Below are 21,203 nucleotides of genomic sequence, written 5' to 3'. Positions count from 1 at the left end.
GCGGTGGTGCCTGGCGCCGGCGGTGCAGTGGTGCATGGCGCGGGTGGTGCGGTGCGCGCGGTGGTGACTGGCGCGGGTGGTGCAGTGCGCCGTCAGTGCGATGCGCGGTTTATGGGTGCGCGGGTGGTGCATCGCGCTGGTGGTGCAGGGGTGACTTGCGCGGGTGGTGCAGTGCGCCGTCAGTGCGGTGCGCGCGGTGGTGCCTGGCGCGGGTGGTGCGGTGCGCCGTCAGTGGGTGCGCGGGTGGTGCATCGCGCTGGTGGTGCAGGGGTGGATGGCGCGGGTGGTGACTTGCGCGGTTGGTGCATCGCGCTGGTGGTGCCCGGCGCGGGTGGTGCGGGTGGTGGGTGGTGCGGGTGGTGTGGGTGGTTAGTGGGTGCGCTGGTACTGCTCCCAGGTCTGGATGGGGATGCGGGGGCCGTCGTCGGCGCCGTGGTTGGCCAGGCCGTTGAAGCCGAGGTAGTAGTCGCCGGTCTGGTTCTGGGCGGGGGTGGACAGGTCGGTGTCGCTGATCGCGGCGGCGTGGATGTGCCAGGGCCAGTTGCCCTGGGTGGGGTTGCGGATCCAGGCGGCGAATCCGACCTCGCGCAGTGCGCGGGCGACGTCGGTGCGGGTGGTGGTGGACATGGTGTCGATGTTGATGTCGACGACGCCGCCGCCGTCGTGGGTGCCGGCGGAGGTGGGGTCGCCGCCGGGGTTGTAGGAGCCCTGGGAGAGGGTGAGGTGGAAGCCCAGGAGGCCTTCGGCGGCGGTGAGCATGTTCTGGGTGCGGGTGTCGATGGTGTAGCCGTCGCGCTGGAGTTTGGCGCCGGGGCCGATGGTGTGGGTGACGGTGAAGCGGCCCTGTCCGAGTGCGGCCAGGGAGGTGGCGCCGGGCAGTCCGTTGGCGTCCAGGCCGCTGTAGCCCAGGGAGCGCTGGAAGGCGGCGTAGGCGGTGATGGTGGTGGTGCCGAAGTAGCCGTCCACCCAGCGGGAGTCCAGGAGGTGGCGGGCTTCCAGGGCCTGTTCGACGGCCAGGACCGAGTCGTGGGCGCCGGGGGTGAGGGTGTTGTCGGCGCGGCGGGGGTCGATCTGGGCGGCCAGGACGACGGCTTCCATGTCGACCACGGGCAGCGTGGCGGTGGTGGTGGCCGGGGCCGTGGTGGTGGCGTGGGCCGGTGCGGCGCCCAGGACCAGGCCGCTCAGGACGGCGGCGGCCGCGAGCAGTCGGGTGGCGGTGGTGCGGGTCTTGGTGGCGGATGCCATGGGGTGGTTCCTTCTGGTTCGGTGGAGGTTCGGCCCCGGCCCGGTTCCCGGTGTCGGGGGCGGGCGGGGTGAGGTCGGTGGAGGGTTCCCCGCGGTGGGTGCTCGGGTGGCACTGCCGGCCGGGGGACCGGTCTGATGGAGGATCAGCCCCGTTCCTGGACCCGGTCCCTGGCCTTGTCCCGGTGTCGGGCACGGGCGGGTGCGGGGTCTGGCGGGTGGGGGCTTTCCGCGGTGGGCGCCGGGCGGCACCGCGGATGGGTGTGAGGTCTGGTGGAGGGCTCCCGCGGTGGCAGTGCTCAGGAGCACCGCGGGCGGGTGCGGGGTCTGGCGGGAGGTTCCCCGCGGGGGCAGTGCTCGGCGGCACGGGCCGGGGCAGTGGTCTGATGGAGGATCAGCCCCTGCCCCGGTCCCGGCCCCGCGCCTTGTCCCGGTGCCCGGGTAGCGGCGCGTGGGAGGTCCGGTGGACGGCTCCTCCCGCGGGGGCGGCGCTGGGCAGTGCCGTTGGCGGGTGTGAGGTCTGACGGGGGCTGCCCGCGGGGGCGGCGCTCAGCGGCGCCGTTGGCGGGTGCGGTTGTCGCCGGCGTGGTGGCCGCGGTCAAGGGGCGGCGTCGGCGCGGGCGTGCCTGCCGCCCGCTGCCTGCCGTCCGCCGTCCGCTGCCTGCCGTCTGCCGGCTCACCCGGCCGTCTGTCGCCGGCCGGCGGGGCCGGGTGGGCGGGTCGGGGTGCGGCGGGCGGGTCGGGGTGCGGCGGGCGGTTCGGTGGGCGTGGCCGGCTGACGCGTGGTGCGTTGCCCGGTCGGGGGCGGTGGTTCGTGGTGGCGGGGGCTGCCGCGGTGGCGGGTTGTGGCGCCGCCGGGGGGGGTTAGCAGCGGACGTCGGTCTTGACGGCGACGTCGCCGGCGAAGGGGATGGGGCCGGTGCCGTTCCAGCCCAGGGCCTGGGTGCACTGCGACAGGGTCGCGGCGCCGCTGGACCACACCTCCGTGACGTTGCTGTCGCACATGGGGTCCTGGACGTCGTGTCCGCCGCCGGTGACGATGGCCGCGCACACGTCCCAGCTGCTGTGGGCGGAGCGGTAGCCCTGCCACACGTAGATGTAGGAGTAGTTCTTGCCGCAGCCCTTGTACTGCTTGACCGAGGCCATCGTCTCGCCGCCGACGGTGAGGTAGGCGGTGCTGCCGATCTGCGTGACGCTGGAACAGCTGCTCGGGGTGGAGGCCTGGGCGGTCCCGGGGACCGCGACGAGCAGCGGCAGGGCGAGGGCGGCGACGGCAGCGATCTTGGGCAGGATGGGCATGGCGGAACAACCTTTCAGGAATGTGGGAATGCGGGAGGTTTTCTCGGCCGCCGCGAGGGCGTGGGAAGCAGCCTGATTCGCGGACAGGCCGGACTTCCGATTTCCCGGTGCGCTTTGACGCCGCGCTCCGGTTCGAGTCGGGTCACCTGGCGCCGGTCCACCCGCCGGCGCAACCGGTCGAGGACCTTTTGGGTGCGCGTATTTCGGCGGAATGGGTGGAACAGCTTGGGGCAATGACCGCTGCGACGGTCATGTGCGTGGTGCGCGGAACTCGGCCCGGTTCTTGCGGCGTTCTCCGCTGCTGAGAAAGATCCTGCCGTCTGTGCACGGCGATGTCACGGCTTTAGAGGTGGCACCAAGTCGCCTGGCACCTAAGTGTAAGATCGTTTAGCGGTTGCCGGCGGGGGGTCAGATCGTGTGAGGACGCTTGGCGGGGCGATTTACGGGGCACTGGCCGGGCCCGGCGGGGAGGCTTTGTGCGCAGGCCGGCGGGCTCGGCGGGGAGCCGTCCCGGCCGGGGCGCGGGGGTTGCTGTCGCGGTCGGGTCGCACGGGTTGCTCTCGCGGCTGGGGACCACGCGGTGGGCGCGGCACACGGTGGACGGGGTTGCGGTGGGGGGCCGTCAGCAACCGGCCAGGGCAGGGCCGTCCGGGGGCGGCGGCGCCAAGCGCTGTCGCCGGCTTGGGGCGGGGCCGGGCGTTGGGGGGTGGTGTCGCCGACGTGCCGGGCGGGCGGCGGCCTGTTACGGCGTGCGGGGCCGCGATGCGCGGCAAGGGCGGGATGTGCACGGCGCCCGGGGCCGGCATCCGGGGCGCGCTGTGCCGGGGGCATGCCGTGCCCAGGGCATGCGGGCGGGGCGCGGCCGCCTGCTCGGTCGGGCAACCCCCTGGGTCGGGGCGTCGACGGGCGCCGGCCGGGCCGAGGGCCGGGCCGGTGGGACGGGTGGGGCCGCGTTCCTCGGGGTGAAGTCGCTCTGCCGGTGGTCGGGTTGGGGCGGGGCCCGGCCCGGGTTGGGCCGGGTCGGTCGCGGCGGGGCAGCCGTCGACGGGGCGGGGCGGGGCTTCGCGGGCCGCGCCCGGCGGTTCCCCCGGGGTGGTGCGGGTCGGCGGAGGCGACGTCGGCCGGCATCCCGCCGCAGGAGCGACCGGGCCCACCGGCCGGGCTGGGGGCCGGGGCGCGGACCGGCAGCCGGCAGACGGCCGGCAGACGGTCGGCCGGCCGGTCCTGGGCGGCGATGAACCTTCGCCCCGGGGCCGGACGCGTGTTCAGGCTGCCCCGGTACCAGCGCGATCGGGCCGTTGCGCCGGTTGTGGGCCGCACCTGCTTCTTCCGCGCCCCGGTCGCCGCGTCGTCGCGCTCGACCGCGCTCGACCGGGCGCGATCGCCCGGTGAACCGGTTGCCGGTACGTGCGGCGGTTGCGCCGCGGCGGCTTGCCCGCGCCCTGGACGGTGTGGGGGACGTTGAGGCGCCGGCCGATCGCGGTCCTGGTCGGGGCCGGCGTCCGCCGCCGGTCCTGCCGGCCGCGGGCCGGCGGGGTGTGCTCCAACTCCTCTTCCCGCCGCGCGGACCGGCGGCCGGCCGGTCCGGGCAGTGGCTGGGGCCCCTTCGGTTTGGGGGCCGCCGGGCCGGTTGCCTCGGCCTTGATGAGGCTGCCTGGATTTGGCTCTGACCGCGGTTCCGCGAACGATTGATCTTGCTGGTGCAAGGCGGCCGATGGGGCATCCTGGTGCGATGGATGATGCCGAGACGGTGTGGCGGTCGTGGTTGTCCGGGCTCGCTCCGTCGAAGCGGACCGCCGCGGAGGCGCTTCGGACGCAGTTCGGCGCGCTCGGTGTGACGGACGCTTCCGACCGGGCGAGGTCGGAGATCGAGGAGAACCAGCCTCACCTGGCACGCTTCGCGCTGCTCCGTTCGCTGTGGCGCGGTGCCATCGACGGCTGGGCCGTGCCGGGAGCGTTGGAGCAGGTGGCGGCAGCCAGACGACTGCTGGATGCGGGGGCGGACAGGAACGACCTTGCGCTCCTGGCCCGGGCCGTTGCCTATGAGGCCGTCTTCGCCGCGGTTGACGAGTTGGACTGCGGCGGGGACGTGAACGCCTCCGGCGTGGATGTCGGCCGGGTGGTCATGGAGTCCGGGGAGGACGCGACTCCCACCGGTCGCCTCCTTGCGGGTCTTCACGAGGACTTGCTGACGATGGACCCGAGCGGGCGCGACGGCGAGGACCTGTGGCAGTAGGCCGCCGAGCTTGGCGATTGCGTGGTCACGGCCGGGCGAGGACCCGGATGCGGAGGAGTCGAAACGAGGCGCGGCCGTCCGGGGGCGAGCAGTGCTGGAACCGGTCGGTGGTGCCATACTCCGGACGTGACGAGCGAAGCCGCCCCCGCGGCCGAAGACCTGCCTGTCCCGGCCGCGGTATTGGCCGAGACTCACTGGGGTTCGCTGCGCCATGGCATGGGTTCGGCCGAGGACGCACCTGAGATGCTGACCGGGCTACTGGACACCGACGAGCGCGTGCGGTCCCGAGCTCTCGACTACCTGCACCACGTAGTGCATCAGACTCGCAGTCCGTGAAGGCCGCCGAGACCGTCGGGCGGGACAGCCGCGGCTACGACGCGGCCAAGAAGATCAACGGACGCAAGCGCCACCTGGTCGTGGACACCAAGGGCCTGCCGCTGTTCGTCATGGTCACCCCAGCCGACATCACCGACCGCGACGCGGCCAAGGAAGTGCTGTTCCGGCTCCGCCTGATGCACCCGGAGATCACCATCGTCTGGGCCGACTCCGCCTACGCCGGACAACTCGTCACCTGGGCGAAGAAGTACCTGAACCTCACCATCAAGACGGTCGACCGGCCCATGGACGCCAAGGGGTTCGTCGTCCTGCCCCGCCGCTGGGTGGTGGAACGAAGTCACGCCTGGGTGATGCACGCCCGCCGACACGCCCGCGACTACGAACGCCTCGTCCAGCACTGCGAGTCGCTGATCACCTGGGCCGCGATCACGCTGATGACCAGGCGCCTCACCCAGAGACAGTCCCGCCGCAAAGGCCAGCCGCCACCCCGAGAAGCCCAGCGGGACTGACTGCTATTCAGGAATAACAGGCCCCAGACCCCCGCGAAGGCCTGCCAGGACCCACTGTCCCACGACCACACGCGGTCCGTCTGCGGATTCGCCTGCGTCGAGGCGCACATGCTGACCAACCGGGTAAGGACGCTTGGCCAGCACGTGCGACCCGCCCTGCGAGTATCACTCGTGGACGACCTCCGCGGAGACGAAGTCGTGCGGGGCGAGTCGGCAGCCGGCCGGCGGGAAGGTGCCGAGGACCGTTCCGGTGGGAACGGTGCCGTCGGGGCCGGCCAGGCGGGCGAAGGCGGTGCCGTAGAAGTTCTTGGCGCTGCGCTCGCTCACGTCGGTGTAGGAGATCTGCAGGCCCGCCGAGGCGAGGGCTGCTTTCGCTGCTGTGCGGTCCAGGCCGGCCAGGTCGGGCACGATGGCGGTCTTGGCCGGATCAGTGAGCGGCTCCGTGGACGGCGTGGGCGCGGGCAGCGTACGGATGGTGCACCGGTTGAGCACAGTGGGAAGGACAGCCCCGTCCGGGCCCGCCGGGCCCGCCGGGCTCGCGGCGGGGGCGGTGGCCGCGGCCGGCTTGGACGAGGGGGCGAGGACCAGGGTCACGGTCACGACCGCGGCCAGAGCGGCGGCCGAACCGGTGAGCGCGAGGACGCCCCGGCGCCGGCGGGTGCGCCGCACGATGGCGGCGGAGTCGAAGGCCGGCGCGGGGGCCGAGCGTGCGAAGTCTTCCATGCTCTGGACCAGTGCCTTTCCGAAGTCGTCGTCAGTGCCCAGCTGGTGGGAAGTCATCGTCGTCACACGCCTTCACGGTCGAGCGGGGCGAGCGGGCGCCCCGGTGATCGGTGCGCCTCGCGCAGCTTGGCCAGGGCCCGGGACAGCTGGGATCGCACCGTGCCGGGCGAGATGTCGAGCAGGTCGGCGATCTGCCGGTCGTCCATGTCGTGCAGGTAGTGCAGGACCACTGCGGTGCGCATCCTGATCGGCAGGGCGAGCAGGGCCGTCGCGAGTTCGTCCCGTAGGTCGGCCAGCGCGAACGGGTCACCGTCGGCGGGCCGGTCGACGAGCTCGACGGGCTCGCCGGCCCGCTGCCGTCGATGCCAGCCGTCGATGGCGAGGTTCACCACCATCCGGCGCAGGTAGGCCTCCGGCGAATCGGCCGCGCAGATCCGCTGCCAGCGCCGGTAGGCCTTCTCCAGCGCCTCCTGCACCACGTCTTCGGCCGTCTCCCGGCAGCCGGTCACCAAGAAGGCGGTGCGAAACAGCGCCGCCGAGCGCTGCTTCACGAACTCGCCGAAATCGATGCCCTCAGTACTCCCCCTGGGTCGCCAACGCGCAATCACCGGCGGCCTGCCGATGCTTCCATGTGCCCCTCCTCGATACCGACTGCCTGGATGACTGCCATGCACGACGATTTGCTGCACGACGAGGAGAGAAGTGACCTACATCACATATGACGGGGCCCGTCGCCACAGCCCGGGACCAACCATGTTCGATTCCCCATCCGAGGAACCGCTTCGCATGCCCTCAGAAACAGGTACTGAACCCGCCCCGTGCGTGTGCCGCACGGCGAGGGCATGCCCGCCGCGCCGACGCCTCCCAGGCACCTGCGACACGGGCGGGCCCGCACCGAACGGCCGCCTCGCGGCGGCTGTTCGGTGCGGTGGCCGGGGGAGTTGCAGGGGTGGCAGGCCGCCTGCTTGACGCACGCGCAGCTGCAGGATCTGCCTGAGCTGCCGGAGGCTCGGACGCGGGAGGCGGTCCGGCAGCTGTTCGACGACCAGCTGCGGGTGCGGGAGCGGGTGCGGGTGCAGATCGAGTGTGACTGAGTGGGATACCTGTCACCGGGTCGGGTGCGCGGCCTGGGGTGCATCACCGTTTGAGCTTGGCAACTGTCACGGTTTGGGCGTTGGTGTTGTCACCGGCTGCGCTTTTGCGGGTTGTTGGCACCGATCGGGGGGTTCCTACCAGTCAACTGTTCCATCGCCGGGGAGCATCGGTGGGTGGACCGGCTCGGTGTGTCTGCGGTCGTCATGATGCAGCATTGCCCGGGCCACGCAGTGGAGCCATGCGGCCAGGCTCGGCCAGCCGACGAAGCGGGCGGAGTCGTCGTGGGCGGCCCTTCCGAGGTGGTCGTGCCACATGCCTGGGCCTGCGTCGATGAAGTGCTCGTCGCCGTCGCTGCCCGCGAACGGAACCCACAGCGTTCCCCACCACGGGTCGTCCTGCTGGTCCGGATCGTCCGCGTTCCAGATCTGCATCCGCATGTCGCGGATCTCGACGATCTTCTCCGTGGAGTACAGGGGGCCGCACGGGAGAACACCGAGGTGGGCGTCGTCCCCGTCGTGGCAGAGCAACGACTCGCGCAGGTCGGTCGGGATCGCGAATCCGAGCTGCTCCTCGGCTCGCTCGATGGCTTCCGGCGATGCAGGCGGCCGGAGCTCGGCCAGGCTGGCCGGTGCGTGTTTCGCCAGCCAGGCATCGATGAGGTTCCAGGACTCGGCCACCGAAGCGATCACCGGGCTGACGCCGATTCGTGGGGGTTCGATCACGAGTCGTAGCCTCCCAGAGCGCTGCGACAGTGACGGTTTCCGCACTCACGTGACAGATATCGCGCTCAGTCACCCCGAGCGGCGGCTGCCGGGGGCGGTGGGCGTCGAGTGGGTCGGGCGGCCGTGGTCGGGCGCGGCCGGTCGGGCGCGGCCGGTCGTCCGGGCTTGTCCGTGGCGGTCGGGAAGGTGACGGTGGCCCGGATCGCCTGCCGTGGCGGCGGGGTGGCCGATCTGCAGCCGGCCGGCGCGGTGCTGGGCCTGTCCGCCGGGATGCACGGCTACGGGCCGGCCGGGCTCGTCGCCCTCGGGGCGTTTTGCGGCCCGTTCGCGGGTGCGCGCGGGCGGGTCGGCGCGGTCACCGGCGCCGGGTCCGGTCGCTGACGGTCGGCGCGGCTGGGGACATCGACTTTGTCTACGGGTTGGTGCCCGGGCGTGTACCGGCGCCGCCGTGCCGGTGTTGGCGGTCGACGGCAGGGGCGTGGTGGCAGGGCTGGAAGCGCTGCGGGACGCGACCGTGAGGGCTGCTGCCGCGAAGGGCGTCAGCACGGTGCGCACCCGCCCGCGCGAGGCGGACCCGGCCGGTTGCCGGGGGAGGAGCCGGGCTGCGAGCGGACGGGTGTCCGCGGAGCGTTCGCGACGCCGGGCCCGCGGTCTGCGCCGGGTCTGCCGTCGGTGCCGGGTTCGCGGGCCGTGTCGGGCCTGCCGTCCGTGCCGGGCCTGCGGTCTGCGGGTCGGTCAGGAGGCGAGCAGGTGCCACTGTGCGAGCAGGGGTGTGTTTTCGAGGGCGCGGTGGCACAGCCGGCGGGTGGCCTGTTCGGCGTCGGCCTCGTTGTCGGCGAGGAGGAAGACCGCCAGGCCGATGCGTCCGGGTTCGACGTGCACCCGTAGGTGTTCCACCCGGTCGGCGGGCTCGGCGTGCGAGCGGATCACGTAGGCGAGGAGCTGCGGATCGATCGGGGTCGAGGCCGGGCCGACCAGCTGAGTGGTAATCAGGTGCATCGCGGTTCCGCAAAGTTGGAGGACTGGCAGGGGATCGGTGAGGACCTCATGAGCCTGACGGCTTGATGAAGATCCTGCCAGACACAGCTCGTGGCGTCACGGAAACGGAGCGTGCAGGATGGTGCCAGTCCACATGCTGCACGACACCACGCGGGAAGGCCCGTTCGCACCGGGCACCGTGCCGCCGGGCACCAGGGGGAAGGCCCGCTCGCGCCGGTTCTCGTGCTGCACGGCGCGACGCGTGATAGCCCCCGGCCGTCGGTGGTCGTGCCGCCCGGCGCCGGCGCGAGGGCCCCGCCGCCGGTCCTCATGCTGCACGGCGCCGCGGGGGAAGGCCCTTTGGTGCCAGTGGCTGTGCCGCCCGCCGCCGGGGGAGGGCCCGGCGGCGCCGGTCGTCACGCGGCCCGGCACCCGGGGCAGGGGCCTGTCGGTGTCGGTCGTCGTGTGCCCCGGGGTCGGCCGGTAGGGGCGGGGCGGGCGGGTCGGGGGCGCTACAGCCAGCCGCGTTTGGCGGCGTTGACGCCGGCTTGGAAGCGGCTGGTGGCGTCCAGGCGCACCATCAGGTCGGACATCATCCGGCGTACGGTGCGCAGGGACACGCCGAGTCTGCGGGCGGTGACGACGTCGGTGCAGCCGGTGTTGGCGATCTCCAGCAAGGTGCGTTCCAGCGGGGTGCAGCCGTTCTCGTCGGCGGGGGCGGCCTCGCCGAACGGGGTGGCCACCGACCAGACCTGTTCGAAGAGTGCGCAGGCGGTGGCGACCACGCCCGGGTCGCTCACCTCGAGTGCGCCTTGGCGCGGGTCGTCGGGGTCCAGGGGCAGCATCGCGATGCGCCGGTCGATCACCACCAGTGGGACCGGGACGGTGGGCACGGTGCGCATCTGGCCGCCCTTGGAGGTCATCCAGCGGGCGTAGGCGAGGGTTTCGGCGTCGTTGCGGAAGCTGTCGCGGCACACCGCGCGGATCACCACGCCGCGTTCCAGGGCCTGCTGGTTCACCGGTGTGGCGGCGCTCCGGGCGTCGGCGCGGTGCGCGCCGCCGGGGTTCAGCGACAGGCACTCGGTCTCGGTCAGCAGTTGCAGCTCCTCCAGGCGCGAGCGCACCGCGTCCAGGCCCTGCCAGTGCATGGCGCCGTAGTCCTCCGCGGTGGGCATGTGCTCGGCGGTGATCGCCGCGATCGCGGCCCGGGCCGTCTCGACCTGTGCCTGCTTGGCCACCGCCTCGGCCTCGGCGGCCGCCAGCAGGGCCGCCAGGCCCACCTTGGGGTTGACCGGGCGCAGTCCCAGGCCGGCGCTGTCGGAGGGCTTGAGCAGGGCCAGGTCGCCCAGTTCGTTGAGGGCGTCCCGGACTTGGGAGGCGGGCAGGGCGGTGGCGGCGGCCAGGTCGGCGACCCCGTGCCGGGGGTGTCGCAGCATGGCCCGGTAGATGGCCTCGGCAGGACGGGACACGCCCAGGTTTTCCAGCATCAGCTTCCCCGTTGAGCTTGGCAGTCAGGCACGGGACAGTCTCCCGAGCCGGTGAAGGGAAGATCAAGTAGCGGGTGCGGGGCGGTACCGGCCGGACGTCCCCGCCGCCTGCGCCGCGCGCGCGGCAACGCGTACTCCCGGGAGCCCCTGCCCGGGCCCGGCCCGGGCGGGCTGTCCTCAACGTGCCAGGCATCTTCGTGCACGTGCTTTCCCGGTGACTGGGCCCGCGCACCCTGCCAGGATTCCTGGTGTCGGAGGGAACAACACCAGGTGGTGCCGCTCCTTCGGCCACTTCCCCGTCTGCGCCGCGTAGTTGGAGTCTGCCGTGCCGCGGTTCACCGCTGTCCTGCTCGTTGCCCCGATCACCCCGGGCGCCGGCGCCGCCGTGTCGGCGCCGACCGCCCACTCCTCCGGCGTGCCGGTGCGCCCGCTCGCACCGGACGGCTACGGCCGGGGCGAGGGGCACCCGAGCTGAGCCGCGCACCCGAGCTGAGCTGTGCAACCGAGCTGAGCTGTGCACCCGAGCTGAGCTGTGCACCCGAGCTGAGCTGTGCACCCGAACACGGCGCCGGGCCCGGCGCAGCGGCACAGGGCCGCGCGCCCGCCCTTCCCCGGACCGTCACACTGAGAGATTGGGATGAACCCCCATGCGTGAAATCCTCCGCCGCGCCACCGTCGGTGCCGCGCTGGGCGCCGCCGTCGTCGGCGGCCTCACCTTCGCCGCCGGGCCCGCCTCGGCCGCCGGCTGGGGCTGCTCGGGCACCGAGGTCTCCGGCTCCCCGTACGCGCTGACCACCAGCTCGGGTGCCGTGTACTCCTACGCCCACCTGTTCTACGACTCGGCGACCGGCAACAACTGCGCGGTGAACGTCAAGGCCGGCAGCCTGTACGGCGTCGCCAGCTACACCGACGTCACCCTCTACGAGTGCTCCGGGGACACCCCCGGCCAGTGCTCCGAGATCATGGTGGCCCCGGACGAGAGCAAGACCTACAAGTACTGGGCCGGCCCGGTGACGGTCCCCGGCCGCGGCCACTGCGTGCGCCTGTTCGCGGAGACCGACAACGCCGCGGGCAGCGTGGACGCGACCTACGACAGCGCCGTGGGCTTCCACTGCTGACCGGGCGGGCCGCGGCCGGCCGTCCCACCGCCCGGCACACGGGCGGGGCGGCCCGACACGGGAGGGGAGGGGCAGTCGTGCACCGGACCACCAGGCGCCTTGCCGCCCGGGCCGCGGTGGCCGCGCTGCTGGCCGCCACCGCGGCACTGGGCTGGCCGGGCGCCGCCTCGGCCGCCGGCTACAACGGCGCCTGCGGCGCGGGCTACAGCGTCATCGACTCCAAGCCGTTGAACGCCGGCACGGTCTTCCTGACCTGGAACAGTTCCACCGGCCAGAACTGCGTGGTGACGATCCGCAACACCCCGGGACCCGCGCAGCTGATGTCCGCCTCGATCCGGCTGTCCGGATCGGGCCAGTGGACCAACGACGTCAACTACTTCACCACCTACGCCGGCCCGGTCAAGGTGACCGCCCCGGGCCACTGCATCGACTGGCAGGGCGCGATCGAGGACAACAGCGCCGGCGAGTTCGACTCGCACTGCAACTGAGCCCGCACCGCAACCAACCCGCACGCCAACGGGGCCCGCACTGCAACGCACCTCGCACCCCAGCGGGGCCCGCGTCGCAACGTACCTCGCACTGCAACTGACCTCGCACCGCAACGAACCTCCCACGCCAACTGACCTCGCACGCCAACGCACCTCGCACCGCCGCCCGGCCCGCACGGCAACGGGGCCCTCAGGCCCGCGGCCGGGCCGGCGCCACCGTGCACACCCCGGCCCCGTCCGACCCGCGGCCGGGCGAGGCGGTGAAGCGCACCGGCCGGGCCCGGCACCGCCCCGCACCCGTGGGCGCGGTCGCCCCCGACCGGTCGGCCACCACGGTGGCCGCACCGGGCGGCCCGGCCGCGCCGAACACAACACCCATCCGCCCGGGACGGCGCAACAGCGCGCCACCCAGGCACATGTCACCCACACACGACGCAGGACCAGTGAAGCCGGCGGCCCCCGCCGTGCACGTCCCGGCGGGGCGCCGGCCACCAGGGCGCCCCCTGGGCCGGCCGCTGGTCGCACTGCAGCCGAAAGGAACACCTCGCATGCCGCTCCACCACTCCACCGACGGCAAGGCCACCACGAACGGCAAGGGCCGCAGGCGACTGCTGCGGGCCGGCGTGACCGCCGTCGCCGCGGCCAGCGCGCTGTGCCTGGCCGGCAGCAACGCGATGGCGGCCGACACCCAGGCCGCCAGCTTCACCCTGTCGCAGGGGGACTGGTACCCCGGCAGCAGCTACGCGGTCGGCTCCGGATACTCCGGCTCGACGTACCTGACGACCACGCTCACCTTCCGCTCCGACGGCAACCTGGTCCTCATCCAGAACGACGGCGACCAGCCCGCCGTCGTCTGGGCCTCCGGCACCGCCAACAAGGGCGTGGTGCGCCTGGACTGGTCCCAGTCCGGCTACGTCAAGCTGCTGAACTCCTCCGGCGGCACCGTGTGCACCATGGGCGCCCTCAACCCCGCCCCCGGCGGCCACGCCGAGGTCCAGGGCGACGGCAACCTCGTCTTCTACAACACCAGCGGGCACGCCACCTGGTCCACCGGCACCTACGGCGACCGCGTCGGCGCGCCCGGCGCCAACCTGAACTACTGCTTCACCTGATCCGACAAAGCCCCCCGCGCACCCCCGCACCCTCCCGGCACACCACGAAGGCCCGGCACCCGCTGCGCACCGCCCCGGCCCGCACCTGCTGCGCACCGCCCCGCACCTGCTGCGCGCCGCAGGCCGCCGGGCCCGGCTCCCGGCAGGGTGGTCCGCGGATCCCGGCTGCCGCGGAGCGACCAGGCGGCCGCCGTGGCCTGCGAGTTGCCTCCACCGCACCCGGCGGGCGGCCGGCACCCGATCGCCCCGCCCTGCCGGTGCGGGCCGTTGCGGCGGGGGCAGCGGGCCGGTGTGCACGATTGCCGATCCGCTGCCTTCCACCTGTACGCGGTGTCCCGCCGGAGGCTTCCCCGGCATCCGGAGCCGGCGTGGGGCCGGCGTCTGGGGCCGGTGTGGGGCCGGTGGTGTCCCGGCCGGGGGAGCGGGCGCCGGTGCGGCGGGCGGCGGTGCGGCGGGCGGCGGTGGTGAGGGGGGCTTTGAATCTGGTTCTGACCGCGATTGCCGTGAATGATCCTGGAGTCGCTTGACCCGGTGCGACCGTTCCAGGGCCGGCTGGTTGGATGACCGCATGACGGATTGGTCGGCGCTCACCGACGCGTGCGGTTCCGCGGAACATGTGCCGGGCCTCCTGGACCGGTTCGAGGCCGATCCGAGCGGTGTGTGGTCCGAGCTGATGGACCACCTGTGTCCGCAGCTGGACACCGCCTTGACCGCCGGCTTCGCGGCACTTCCGCGCTTGGCCGAGATCGCGACCGGGGGCAGCCCGAAGACCTTGGACTGGGTGTTGCTGGCAGCGGGAGCAATCGCTTCCTGTGCGCCCGGGCCGGCCGATCCTGACAGCCCCCTGGTGCTGTTCCCGGCTTCGATTGCGGTCCTGCACGAGCTCACTGATCGCCGCCTGCGCGAGACGGCGGGGGGCGAGGACTACGTGAACCTGCTGCAGGCCCTGCTCTCCTTCGAGGGCGTCGAGATCTGGGACCGTTCGCTGGATGGCCTGCGGACCGGGGAGTATGAGGTCGACTGCCCCTCCTGCGGCGTCAACATGTTCGTGGTGATCGGGCAGGACGACGACGACTGCTTCTGCTGCACCGACGACTGTGCACTGCGGGAAGTGCAGAAATTTCCGCTCCAACCGGCGCGAGCGCAGGAGCTGTCCGCGCTGGCGCAGAGGCTGTTCACGCGGGCAGTGGCGGATGGCCAGGAGGGCGTGGCTCGTGGCGTCCGGTACCTGTTCGGGCGGGCCGCCTGCCCGGACTGCGGGACCGGCTTCTCGGTGGCCGAGCGGGTGGTGGCGGGCTGGATTCCGTGACGTGACCGAGGCTGTGTGCGGGTTGAGGGTTCGAGTCCGTAGTAGTCGGAAGCCGGCTCGGCCGCACACGGCTCTCTTGATCGTTTTCACACTTCTCTGTGGAATCGGCGATGTCGAGCCGTGTACTTGTGCATCACGTCGAGGTGGTGACGATCCCGGTGAGGCACTGGGTCGTCCCGGCCCGGGGAGGCTGAAGACCGCGTAGACGTCAGCTGGCCGGGTGCGGATGCTGCCCTGCCGCCGGCACCGGTGCGGGCACGGGCCGTTCCCGCACCGGTGCGCGGTGCTACCTTGCGGCGGTGAGCGCACACACGACGCCGTCCTCGCTGCTGGCGGCCCTCAGACCGCAGAACCAGGACAGGCTCTACGACTTCTACCGGGACCTGCGAAGCACCCACGACCTCTACTGGGACCGCACACTGAACGCCTGGGTCGCCACGGGCCACGAGGTGGTCACCGCCACCGCGAGCGACCCGCGCTTCTCCTCGGTGCGCTACCCGGACATCGAAGCGGTGTCCGAGGAACTGCGCCCGCTGGCACGGGTCCTGAGCCGCCAGATGCTCTACAGCGACGCCCCCGACCACACCCGGCTGCGGTCCCTGCTCAGCAGGGCCTTCACACCGCGGGCCGTGGCGGCGCTGAGCACCCGGATCACCGACGAGGTCGACCGCATCCTGGCCCCGGCGCTGCCGACGGGCCGCCTGGACATCGTCGCCGACCTGGCCCGGCCGCTGCCCCTGGCCGTCATCTGCGACCTCCTGGGGGTCCCGGAACAGGACCGGCCCGCCCTGTCCGCCTGGTCCGACCCGATCGCCGCCGCCATCGGCAGCTCCCGCCTGGACGCCGAGGAGAGCCGGGCCGCCTCCCGCAGCATGGAGCAGATGCTCGCCTACCTGCGCGCGCTCCTCACCCGCGAGGACGGCCCGCCCCAGCCCCACACCCTGCGCGCACTGCTGGCCGCCGGCACCCAGGACGGCGACCGGGACTTCGAGGAACTCCTCGCCAACTGCGCCCTGCTCCTGATCGCCGGCCACGAGACCACCACCCACTTCATCGGCAACGCCGCCCTGGCCCTCCTGCAGCACCCGCAGGCCGCCGACCAGTTGCGCGCCCGACCGCAGCTGATCCCCGCAGCGGTGGAAGAACTCCTGCGCTACGACAGCCCGGTGCAGCTGATGCTGCGCCGGGCCCGCCACGACCTCGACCTCGCCGGGCGCCCCATAGTCGCCGGGCAGGCGGTGCTCCTGGTGTGCGGGGCCGCCAACCGCGACCCCGCGGTCTTCCCCGACCCCGACCGGCTGGACTTCCAGCGCCCCGGCGCACGGCACGTCGCCTTCGGCTACGGACCGCACTTCTGCCTCGGCGCGGCACTGGCCCGCCTGGAGGGCGTCATCGTCCTGCAGGCGCTCCTCACCCGCCTGCCCGACTGGAAGCCGGCCGGCCCCGCCCCGTCCTGGCAACGCAGCCTCAACTTCCGCGGCCTGACCGGCCTGCAGGTCACCTTCACCCCTTCCCCCACCCCACGCACCACCACCACCGCCCCCTCGGCCGCGCCCGCCTGAGCCCGCCCCGCCCGTCGCACGGCGACGCCACGGCGCACGTTCGGGGCGACCCCGACCGGACGAGACGTGGTGCACGTCCTGCCACCGGCACCGGGATCCGCCGCAGCCCCGGCGGCGCGCCCGGCCCGGCCCACGCCGACCGGTACCCCGATCGCCGACCGGTCCTGCGCCGTCCCGTCCTGCGCCGACCGGTCCTGCGCCGTCCCGTCCGGTGCGCCTGGGCGGGGCGGGGTGCCGTGTCCGGCCCAGGCGCACCGGGGGGGCGACGGCCGCGCGTGACGCGGCCGTGCAGGCAGTGGCCGGGGCGGGCCGGGCGTGCTGAGCCTGGCGGTCCCGGAAAGGCCGTCAGGCCGCTGCGGCCGGGCCCGCCCGGCTGCCGCGTTCCACGGGGCGGTCGGCACGAGCGGGCACAGCCGGCCTCGAACGCCTCCGACTGCGCACTGGACGGCCCGGCACCGCGCCGCCGCAGCCACCGTGCCGCGGCCCTGGGGTTCGCCGCCGCGCCGCCGTACGCCGCCGCTTGACGGCCCGTCAACGCACACACGCAGGTGCGGGCGGCCACCGGACCCGGCGGGCTCCGCACCTGCGCGTGGTCCCGGGTGTCAGCGGGTGCTGTTCCGCGCCCCGGGGGCGCCGGGTTCGGGCACGCGGTCGAACTGCTCGGCCACTGTGCCGCTGTGCTCGATCGCTGCGGTGAGCAGCGCGGCGACGATGTCGTGCTTGGGGGCACCGGTGCGGCGGTGGATCTCGGCGACGCACGCCGAGAAGCTCTCGCAGACCTCGCGGTCCAGGTACCAGGACCGGCGGGTCATCACCGGCTTGGGCCGCGGCGGCGGCGGGGCGGGAACGTGCTGAGCGGCTTCGGTGCGCCGTTGCAGCATCGTCGTCCACCACGAGGTGTCCGGTACGGGCAGGCGCCTGTGCGGGCCGGCCGGGGTGGGCTGCGGGTCGGTCATGGAGGGTGCTCCTGCCGTTGGGCGCGGACGACCGGTGATACGGGCGAATCCGCAGGTGGGGGCGCCTGTGGCGCCCCGCCTCCTTGGGAAACCTACAAAGACCCCGCCCTCCGCTGGTCGGCGAACGCATCGCGTCCGACAATCGCGTCTCGTACGGTGGGGGAGTCTGGGGGCCCGCGGGGTTGTTGCCTCAACACCGCGGGCCGCACGTCACCTGCCGGCCAGCGCGGTCAGTACGGTGATCAGGCCGATCGTGACCAGAATCGCGATCAGGCGGACGGTCCGGGTACGGTCCTCAATCGCTGTCTGGACCGTCCGCCAAAATGCCCTTCCGAACATGGGCGACACCTCCCTCCCAGGCGCAGCGGCGCCGTTGATTAAGTGTCAGAGAACGGCCGTTGTGAGACGGGCACGTCGCACAACGAAGACCGGCCGACCGTCTTGTGGGGTTCTTCCAGACGGCCTCCGCCCCCGCCCCGGGCGCGCAGCCGCACCCCGGCCGGTCTCACCTCGAAGCCGCTCGGTCCCGCCGGGCTCCCCACCCGTGCCGGGTCGGCCCGCACCCCCTGCCGGGGGCGGCCGGCCGCCGGGCATCTGACGGCCCCTCGGGCCCCCGCCCCGGCCCCGGCCGGCACCACCCCGGCCCCGGCCGGCACTGCGGCGCCGGTCCCGCGCACACCCGGGGCCTCGCGCACCGCCGAGCCGGCAGCAGGCCCCGGCCCGCGACCCCCTGGAGCCGGCTGCAACCCGCGACTGCCCGCCCTGTCGGCAGCCGATCACCGCTCGTCGCGCTGCCGGCCGACCCGGGACGCAGCAGCCCGGCCCTTCGTCGGCCGCATGCCCGGTGGTCCTCCGCTGCGGCGAGTGCCATGTTCTGATCCGCCGTCAACCCTCGGGGCCCGCCCGCCTTCGGTCGGCGGGCCCCGATGCGCTCTTCCTGCTCCCCGCCTTCCTCGGACCGTTGATCGGTCCGGCCAACGGGGGAACAGGGAGCGGGCTTGGCCGTTTTCGCGGCTCCGGCCGCGTTTTCGTGACGGCTGCGGCTGCCCGGTCAGTACGGTCGGGCGATTCCGTGGTCCTCCAACGCCGCGGCGTAGCGGGCCAGCAGGCCGTCGAGGTCTGCGAGGAGAAGTGCGGCGACCTCGTGGGCTTCGCCTACGTCACCCCGGTCGCAGGCCTCCAGGATCTCGGCCACCTCCGCGCGGATGACCGAGAGGGAATCGCCCTGGATGAGCACGCCCGGGAACCGGCGCGGGGGCAGGCGCACGACGGCGTTGTTGCCGGGATCGGTGAACAGCTCAGCAGCTATGTGTTCCACCAGGCCATCCAACAGGGGACACGACGATCGCGACCGGCCGCGGTCCTCTCCGCCCGGGCCCCGACCCCGCGGCGCTCCTGCGCCGCGGAGCCGACGGCAGGGCCTACGGCACGGCCTGCGGCGAGTCGAAACGTCCCGCGGCAGGCCGTGGCGGTGGGGGTTCGGACAGCAGCTTCTCGGCGAACGCCCGGCCCCCGCTGTCGCGGCCGGTCCGCTCCGGCCCCGCGCGACCCGGCCGGCGACGGTGCGCGCGGGGCCGGATCTGCCACCACCCGGGCCGGGCAGACCTGGTGCCCCGGGCGGGGACCAGGGGCTGCTCGCACGTCGGGGGCAGGGGAACCGGCTCCGCAGCGGGGGCGTCAGCGGTCGCGGAGCGGGGGGCGTCGGCCGGGTCCTGCGACCCCATGGCCTGCTTGAGGCGCCTGACCTCCTCCTCGGCTGCGGCGAGCCTGCGGCGGACGTCCGACAGGACCGTGCTGCCCCCGCGGTCGTAGGTGTCGACCCGCTCCCACGCCGCGATCCAGTCGCGCTCGCGGGCGGGGCCCACGCCGCAGGCCCGGACGAACTCGACCAGGACCGGCCGTGAGCAGTCCCTCCGGCCGCACAGCACCCCGTGCAGGGTGCTGTGCGGCAGGTGGCTGACCCCGTTGCGAAACGCCCGCTGCTCCAGCTCCCGCAGGGAGGGGTTTCCGGCGCGCAGCCGCAGCCGGGACATGGCGTGGAGCAGCTCGGCCCGCTCCGTGATGTACCTCAGGGCCTTGACCGGCCGGGCAGACATGGCCGTCGCCACGGCCTTGCGGCCTTGAGGGCTGCTGCGGGCCCTGATCCACAGGCGCTCGGCCTCGCGGACGGATCCGCCGCAGGCCCGGGTGTAGGCCTCGGCCACCGCCCAGGTCGGCGTCGAGCGGCCCCCGTCGGCCCGCCACAGGGTGCTGGTGGAGACGGGCATGCCCGCCTGCGACGTCTTGTGCGCCAGCTGGCTGTAGGTCAGGCCCGAGCGCTCGCGCAGCGACCGAAGCCACTGCGCGAGCACCCGGGTGTTCTGCTCAGCCAGGGCACTGTTCTCGCGCCCCACCGCGCTCTCCTAGCAGGCCCGGCGGACGGCGGGCGCCGCGGCCAGGCGGCGGGCCAGCTCGACACCGAGCGTCCCCGCCACGGTCAGCGTCGTGATGGCGGTCCGCGCCGGCATCCCGTTCACGATCAGGGCGGCGGCCAGGAGCAGGACGACGACCACGACGACCGTCTCCGAGGCCGGCACCCGGGGGCCGCTGTTCGCCGTCGCCTTCTCGACGCACGCCGCGTTCGCGGGTGCGTTCTTCCTACTGTTCAATTCTTCCTCCTGGCTCGTTGCCACTCGATCAAGGCCCAGGAGCAGTGCGGCCGGCCTTCCAGAGCCGGGCGGACATGGACCTCACGCATACCCTGCGGCGTCTCGAAGCAAGGCGTCCACCGGCTCCGAGCCATCCGTTTCACTTTGTCCCACCGCACGTTGAAACAGGATCAGGTGCAGGTGCGCACGTCGGCGGGCGGTCGGCGGGGCCGCTCGGCCCGCGGGCAGCGGGCGCGCATCCCACGTCGTCGGGACGAGGGGGGTTGTCCGGCCGCGCCGGAACGCCGATCCTCTGGAGGGCGACAACCCGACGCCACCGGGTAGTGCCCAGGCACTTGCGCCACCAAGTGCCCATCGGAGAGGAGGGGAACATGACCACCACGACGCCGCCGACCGTCTCGCGGGTCCTGGCGGACGCGCGCCGGGACCGGGCCGTGCGGTGCCGGCGTGCGGCCCGTCCTCCGAGCGAGCCTCCCCGCCCCCGCCCCCCTCGTTCCCGTCTCCGAGCCCGGGCACTGCCCCGGCCCAGGGACCGCGGCAGCACCGATGAGGTCCGCACGCCACAGCCCCCGCCCGCCAGGGGCCCGGACCAGGACGGCATCCTCCCGGCCGCCTGCAGCCCGGTCGTCGCCGAACCGGCCCCCACCCCTCCTGCACAACCGCGCCTGCCCGCGGGACAGAGGCATCGCCTCCCGTTGCGGCCTCCGGCCGCCCGCCTGCGGCCGTGCCGGCACACCGCGTCCGTGCCGCCGCCTCCCCTTGCCGCACGATCGCCACACGATGCCCGCGCGCCTGTCCGGACGACCACAGGTCAAAGACCCGGGACACAGCTCACCCATGCCCCCGTCCGCTCGGACGGGTCCTCCTGACGCGGTCTCCCCGGCCGTTGCCACTCGACACCACCAGGGGAAACCGGCCGGCCTTGTTCCAGCAGGGCCGGCCCGGGTGCGGCACCATGCCGCACCCAAGCTTGCACATCCGTCCGGCCCGGACGGATGTGCAGGCACCACCACGCCCGGGTCCGGGCCGGACACCCCGACCGCTGCCCGGCTCACCATCGCGGCCGTTGTCGCACAGGACACCGCGCGGCCGTGCCGCGCGCAGGTTCCCGGCCGAAGGCAGCACTCGATTCCCGGCCTTCTGCCCCCGAAGGGCGGGGCCAAGGGGGGAGCTTTCCCACGGCCGATCGTCGGCCCGCCGGGGGACCGCTGCGCGAACCGCTCGTCCACCGGCGCTCCAGGACCACGCCCCGAGGACCGGGGAGAGGCCCGCGCCGGCGGCAGAAGGCGCACTCGGCAGTGACCCGGGAGCAGCCGGCCCGGGCACTGCGGATCGGCCCGCGGCACCGCACCGCGATCGGGACCGGCGCGAGCAGCCCCGGCC

Annotated in this window: 23 protein-coding genes and 1 pseudogene; 11 read left to right on the top strand and 13 right to left on the bottom strand. The window is 73.7% G+C overall.

Annotated features, from left to right (window positions below):
* Nucleotides 1-369: 369 nt before the first annotated feature.
* Both ACFW1A_RS04710 and ACFW1A_RS04705 read right to left on the bottom strand, forming a co-directional pair.
* Nucleotides 370-1,245: a peptidoglycan-binding protein gene (locus ACFW1A_RS04710; protein WP_380404120.1), complete on the bottom strand. Its 876-nt coding sequence runs from the start codon at nucleotides 1,243-1,245 to the stop codon at nucleotides 370-372.
* Nucleotides 1,246-2,106: 861 nt separating this feature from the next.
* Entirely contained in the window at nucleotides 2,107-2,541 is a 435-nt protein-coding gene (locus ACFW1A_RS04705; protein WP_380404117.1) for a hypothetical protein, read from the bottom strand.
* A gap of 1,732 nt (nucleotides 2,542-4,273) precedes the next feature.
* On the opposite strand from ACFW1A_RS04705, the gene ACFW1A_RS04700 reads away from it, so the two are divergent.
* The 3 genes and pseudogenes from ACFW1A_RS04700 to ACFW1A_RS04690 all read left to right on the top strand — a co-directional run.
* The gene (locus ACFW1A_RS04700) at nucleotides 4,274-4,777 is read left to right on the top strand and encodes a hypothetical protein (RefSeq protein WP_380404114.1); all 504 of its coding nucleotides are present in this window, start codon (nucleotides 4,274-4,276) and stop codon (nucleotides 4,775-4,777) included.
* Nucleotides 4,778-4,903: 126 nt separating this feature from the next.
* A complete protein-coding gene (locus ACFW1A_RS04695; RefSeq protein ID WP_380404112.1) occupies nucleotides 4,904-5,113 on the top strand; it encodes a hypothetical protein in 210 nt (69 codons plus the stop codon).
* Nucleotides 5,098-5,568: pseudogene (locus tag ACFW1A_RS04690) on the top strand (transposase); the annotation flags it as partial. The gene ACFW1A_RS04695 and the pseudogene ACFW1A_RS04690, both read left to right, overlap by 16 nt.
* Nucleotides 5,569-5,787: 219 nt before the next feature.
* Here ACFW1A_RS04690 and ACFW1A_RS04685 read toward each other — a convergent pair.
* Together ACFW1A_RS04685 and ACFW1A_RS04680 are read right to left on the bottom strand one after the other, a co-directional pair.
* Nucleotides 5,788-6,402: a hypothetical protein gene (locus ACFW1A_RS04685; RefSeq protein ID WP_380404109.1), complete on the bottom strand. Its 615-nt coding sequence runs from the start codon at nucleotides 6,400-6,402 to the stop codon at nucleotides 5,788-5,790.
* A 5-nt stretch (nucleotides 6,403-6,407) separates the two neighbouring features.
* Nucleotides 6,408-7,034: a SigE family RNA polymerase sigma factor gene (locus ACFW1A_RS04680; protein ID WP_380404106.1), complete on the bottom strand. Its 627-nt coding sequence runs from the start codon at nucleotides 7,032-7,034 to the stop codon at nucleotides 6,408-6,410.
* Between the two features lie 276 nt (nucleotides 7,035-7,310).
* Between ACFW1A_RS04680 and ACFW1A_RS04675 the strand changes: the two genes are divergently transcribed.
* Nucleotides 7,311-7,439, top strand: coding sequence for a hypothetical protein (locus ACFW1A_RS04675; protein WP_380404103.1), 129 nt, complete (start codon nucleotides 7,311-7,313; stop codon nucleotides 7,437-7,439).
* Between the two features lie 135 nt (nucleotides 7,440-7,574).
* Here the strand turns inward: ACFW1A_RS04675 and ACFW1A_RS04670 are convergent, their stop codons facing one another.
* Nucleotides 7,575-8,162 carry an SMI1/KNR4 family protein gene (locus ACFW1A_RS04670; RefSeq protein ID WP_380404100.1) on the bottom strand — a complete coding sequence of 196 codons (588 nt, stop codon included), beginning with the start codon at nucleotides 8,160-8,162 and terminating at the stop codon, nucleotides 7,575-7,577.
* Nucleotides 8,163-8,327: 165 nt separating this feature from the next.
* On the opposite strand from ACFW1A_RS04670, the gene ACFW1A_RS04665 reads away from it, so the two are divergent.
* Nucleotides 8,328-8,543: a hypothetical protein gene (locus ACFW1A_RS04665; protein ID WP_380404097.1), complete on the top strand. Its 216-nt coding sequence runs from the start codon at nucleotides 8,328-8,330 to the stop codon at nucleotides 8,541-8,543.
* 354 nt (nucleotides 8,544-8,897) lie between these two features.
* Here ACFW1A_RS04665 and ACFW1A_RS04660 read toward each other — a convergent pair whose 3' ends face one another.
* Together ACFW1A_RS04660 and ACFW1A_RS04655 are read right to left on the bottom strand one after the other, a co-directional pair.
* Nucleotides 8,898-9,161, bottom strand: a complete 264-nt coding sequence (locus tag ACFW1A_RS04660) for a hypothetical protein (RefSeq protein ID WP_380404094.1) — start codon at nucleotides 9,159-9,161, stop codon at nucleotides 8,898-8,900.
* Between the two features lie 491 nt (nucleotides 9,162-9,652).
* The gene (locus ACFW1A_RS04655; protein ID WP_380404091.1) at nucleotides 9,653-10,627 is read right to left on the bottom strand and encodes a LuxR family transcriptional regulator; all 975 of its coding nucleotides are present in this window, start codon (nucleotides 10,625-10,627) and stop codon (nucleotides 9,653-9,655) included.
* A 325-nt stretch (nucleotides 10,628-10,952) separates the two neighbouring features.
* Here ACFW1A_RS04655 and ACFW1A_RS04650 point away from each other — a divergent pair, with 325 nt between their 5' ends.
* The 3 genes from ACFW1A_RS04650 (at nucleotide 10,953) to ACFW1A_RS04640 (ending at nucleotide 12,233) form a co-directional block, all read left to right on the top strand.
* Nucleotides 10,953-11,102, top strand: a complete 150-nt coding sequence (locus tag ACFW1A_RS04650) for a hypothetical protein (RefSeq protein ID WP_380404089.1) — start codon at nucleotides 10,953-10,955, stop codon at nucleotides 11,100-11,102.
* A gap of 172 nt (nucleotides 11,103-11,274) precedes the next feature.
* Nucleotides 11,275-11,745 carry a hypothetical protein gene (locus ACFW1A_RS04645; RefSeq protein WP_380404086.1) on the top strand — a complete coding sequence of 157 codons (471 nt, stop codon included), beginning with the start codon at nucleotides 11,275-11,277 and terminating at the stop codon, nucleotides 11,743-11,745.
* A 77-nt stretch (nucleotides 11,746-11,822) separates the two neighbouring features.
* Nucleotides 11,823-12,233, top strand: coding sequence for a spore-associated protein A (locus tag ACFW1A_RS04640; protein WP_380404083.1), 411 nt, complete (start codon nucleotides 11,823-11,825; stop codon nucleotides 12,231-12,233).
* A gap of 190 nt (nucleotides 12,234-12,423) precedes the next feature.
* Here the strand turns inward: ACFW1A_RS04640 and ACFW1A_RS04635 are convergent, their stop codons facing one another.
* Entirely contained in the window at nucleotides 12,424-12,612 is a 189-nt protein-coding gene (locus tag ACFW1A_RS04635) for a hypothetical protein (protein ID WP_380404080.1), read from the bottom strand.
* Between the two features lie 169 nt (nucleotides 12,613-12,781).
* Between ACFW1A_RS04635 and ACFW1A_RS04630 the strand changes: the two genes are divergently transcribed.
* The 3 genes from ACFW1A_RS04630 (at nucleotide 12,782) to ACFW1A_RS04620 (ending at nucleotide 16,216) form a co-directional block, all read left to right on the top strand.
* Nucleotides 12,782-13,345 carry a hypothetical protein gene (locus tag ACFW1A_RS04630; RefSeq protein ID WP_380404078.1) on the top strand — a complete coding sequence of 188 codons (564 nt, stop codon included), beginning with the start codon at nucleotides 12,782-12,784 and terminating at the stop codon, nucleotides 13,343-13,345.
* Nucleotides 13,346-13,913: 568 nt separating this feature from the next.
* On the top strand, nucleotides 13,914-14,654 hold the full coding sequence (locus tag ACFW1A_RS04625) for a hypothetical protein (protein ID WP_380404075.1): 741 nt from the start codon (nucleotides 13,914-13,916) through the stop codon (nucleotides 14,652-14,654).
* 299 nt (nucleotides 14,655-14,953) lie between these two features.
* Nucleotides 14,954-16,216 (top strand): cytochrome P450, encoded by a 1,263-nt coding sequence (locus tag ACFW1A_RS04620; RefSeq protein ID WP_380404071.1) that lies wholly within the window; start codon nucleotides 14,954-14,956, stop codon nucleotides 16,214-16,216.
* A gap of 602 nt (nucleotides 16,217-16,818) precedes the next feature.
* On the opposite strand, the gene ACFW1A_RS04615 is transcribed toward ACFW1A_RS04620, so the two are convergent.
* The 5 genes from ACFW1A_RS04615 to ACFW1A_RS04595 all read right to left on the bottom strand — a co-directional run bounded on the left by ACFW1A_RS04615 (nucleotide 16,819) and on the right by ACFW1A_RS04595 (nucleotide 19,820).
* Nucleotides 16,819-17,172 (bottom strand): hypothetical protein, encoded by a 354-nt coding sequence (locus ACFW1A_RS04615; RefSeq protein WP_380404068.1) that lies wholly within the window; start codon nucleotides 17,170-17,172, stop codon nucleotides 16,819-16,821.
* A 210-nt stretch (nucleotides 17,173-17,382) separates the two neighbouring features.
* A complete protein-coding gene (locus ACFW1A_RS04610) occupies nucleotides 17,383-17,520 on the bottom strand; it encodes a hypothetical protein (protein ID WP_380404065.1) in 138 nt (45 codons plus the stop codon).
* Nucleotides 17,521-18,223: 703 nt separating this feature from the next.
* The gene (locus ACFW1A_RS04605) at nucleotides 18,224-18,490 is read right to left on the bottom strand and encodes a DUF6959 family protein (RefSeq protein WP_380404062.1); all 267 of its coding nucleotides are present in this window, start codon (nucleotides 18,488-18,490) and stop codon (nucleotides 18,224-18,226) included.
* 103 nt (nucleotides 18,491-18,593) lie between these two features.
* Nucleotides 18,594-19,565, bottom strand: coding sequence for a helix-turn-helix domain-containing protein (locus ACFW1A_RS04600; protein WP_380404059.1), 972 nt, complete (start codon nucleotides 19,563-19,565; stop codon nucleotides 18,594-18,596).
* A gap of 9 nt (nucleotides 19,566-19,574) precedes the next feature.
* Nucleotides 19,575-19,820 (bottom strand): hypothetical protein, encoded by a 246-nt coding sequence (locus tag ACFW1A_RS04595; protein WP_380404056.1) that lies wholly within the window; start codon nucleotides 19,818-19,820, stop codon nucleotides 19,575-19,577.
* Nucleotides 19,821-21,203: the final 1,383 nt, after the last annotated feature.

The organism is Kitasatospora sp. NPDC058965 (assembly GCF_042741245.1).
Classification (GTDB): Bacteria; Actinomycetota; Actinomycetes; order Streptomycetales; family Streptomycetaceae; genus Kitasatospora.
The sequence above is the reverse complement of the archived record's forward strand: the minus strand, read 5'-3'. Positions and strand labels throughout refer to the sequence as shown.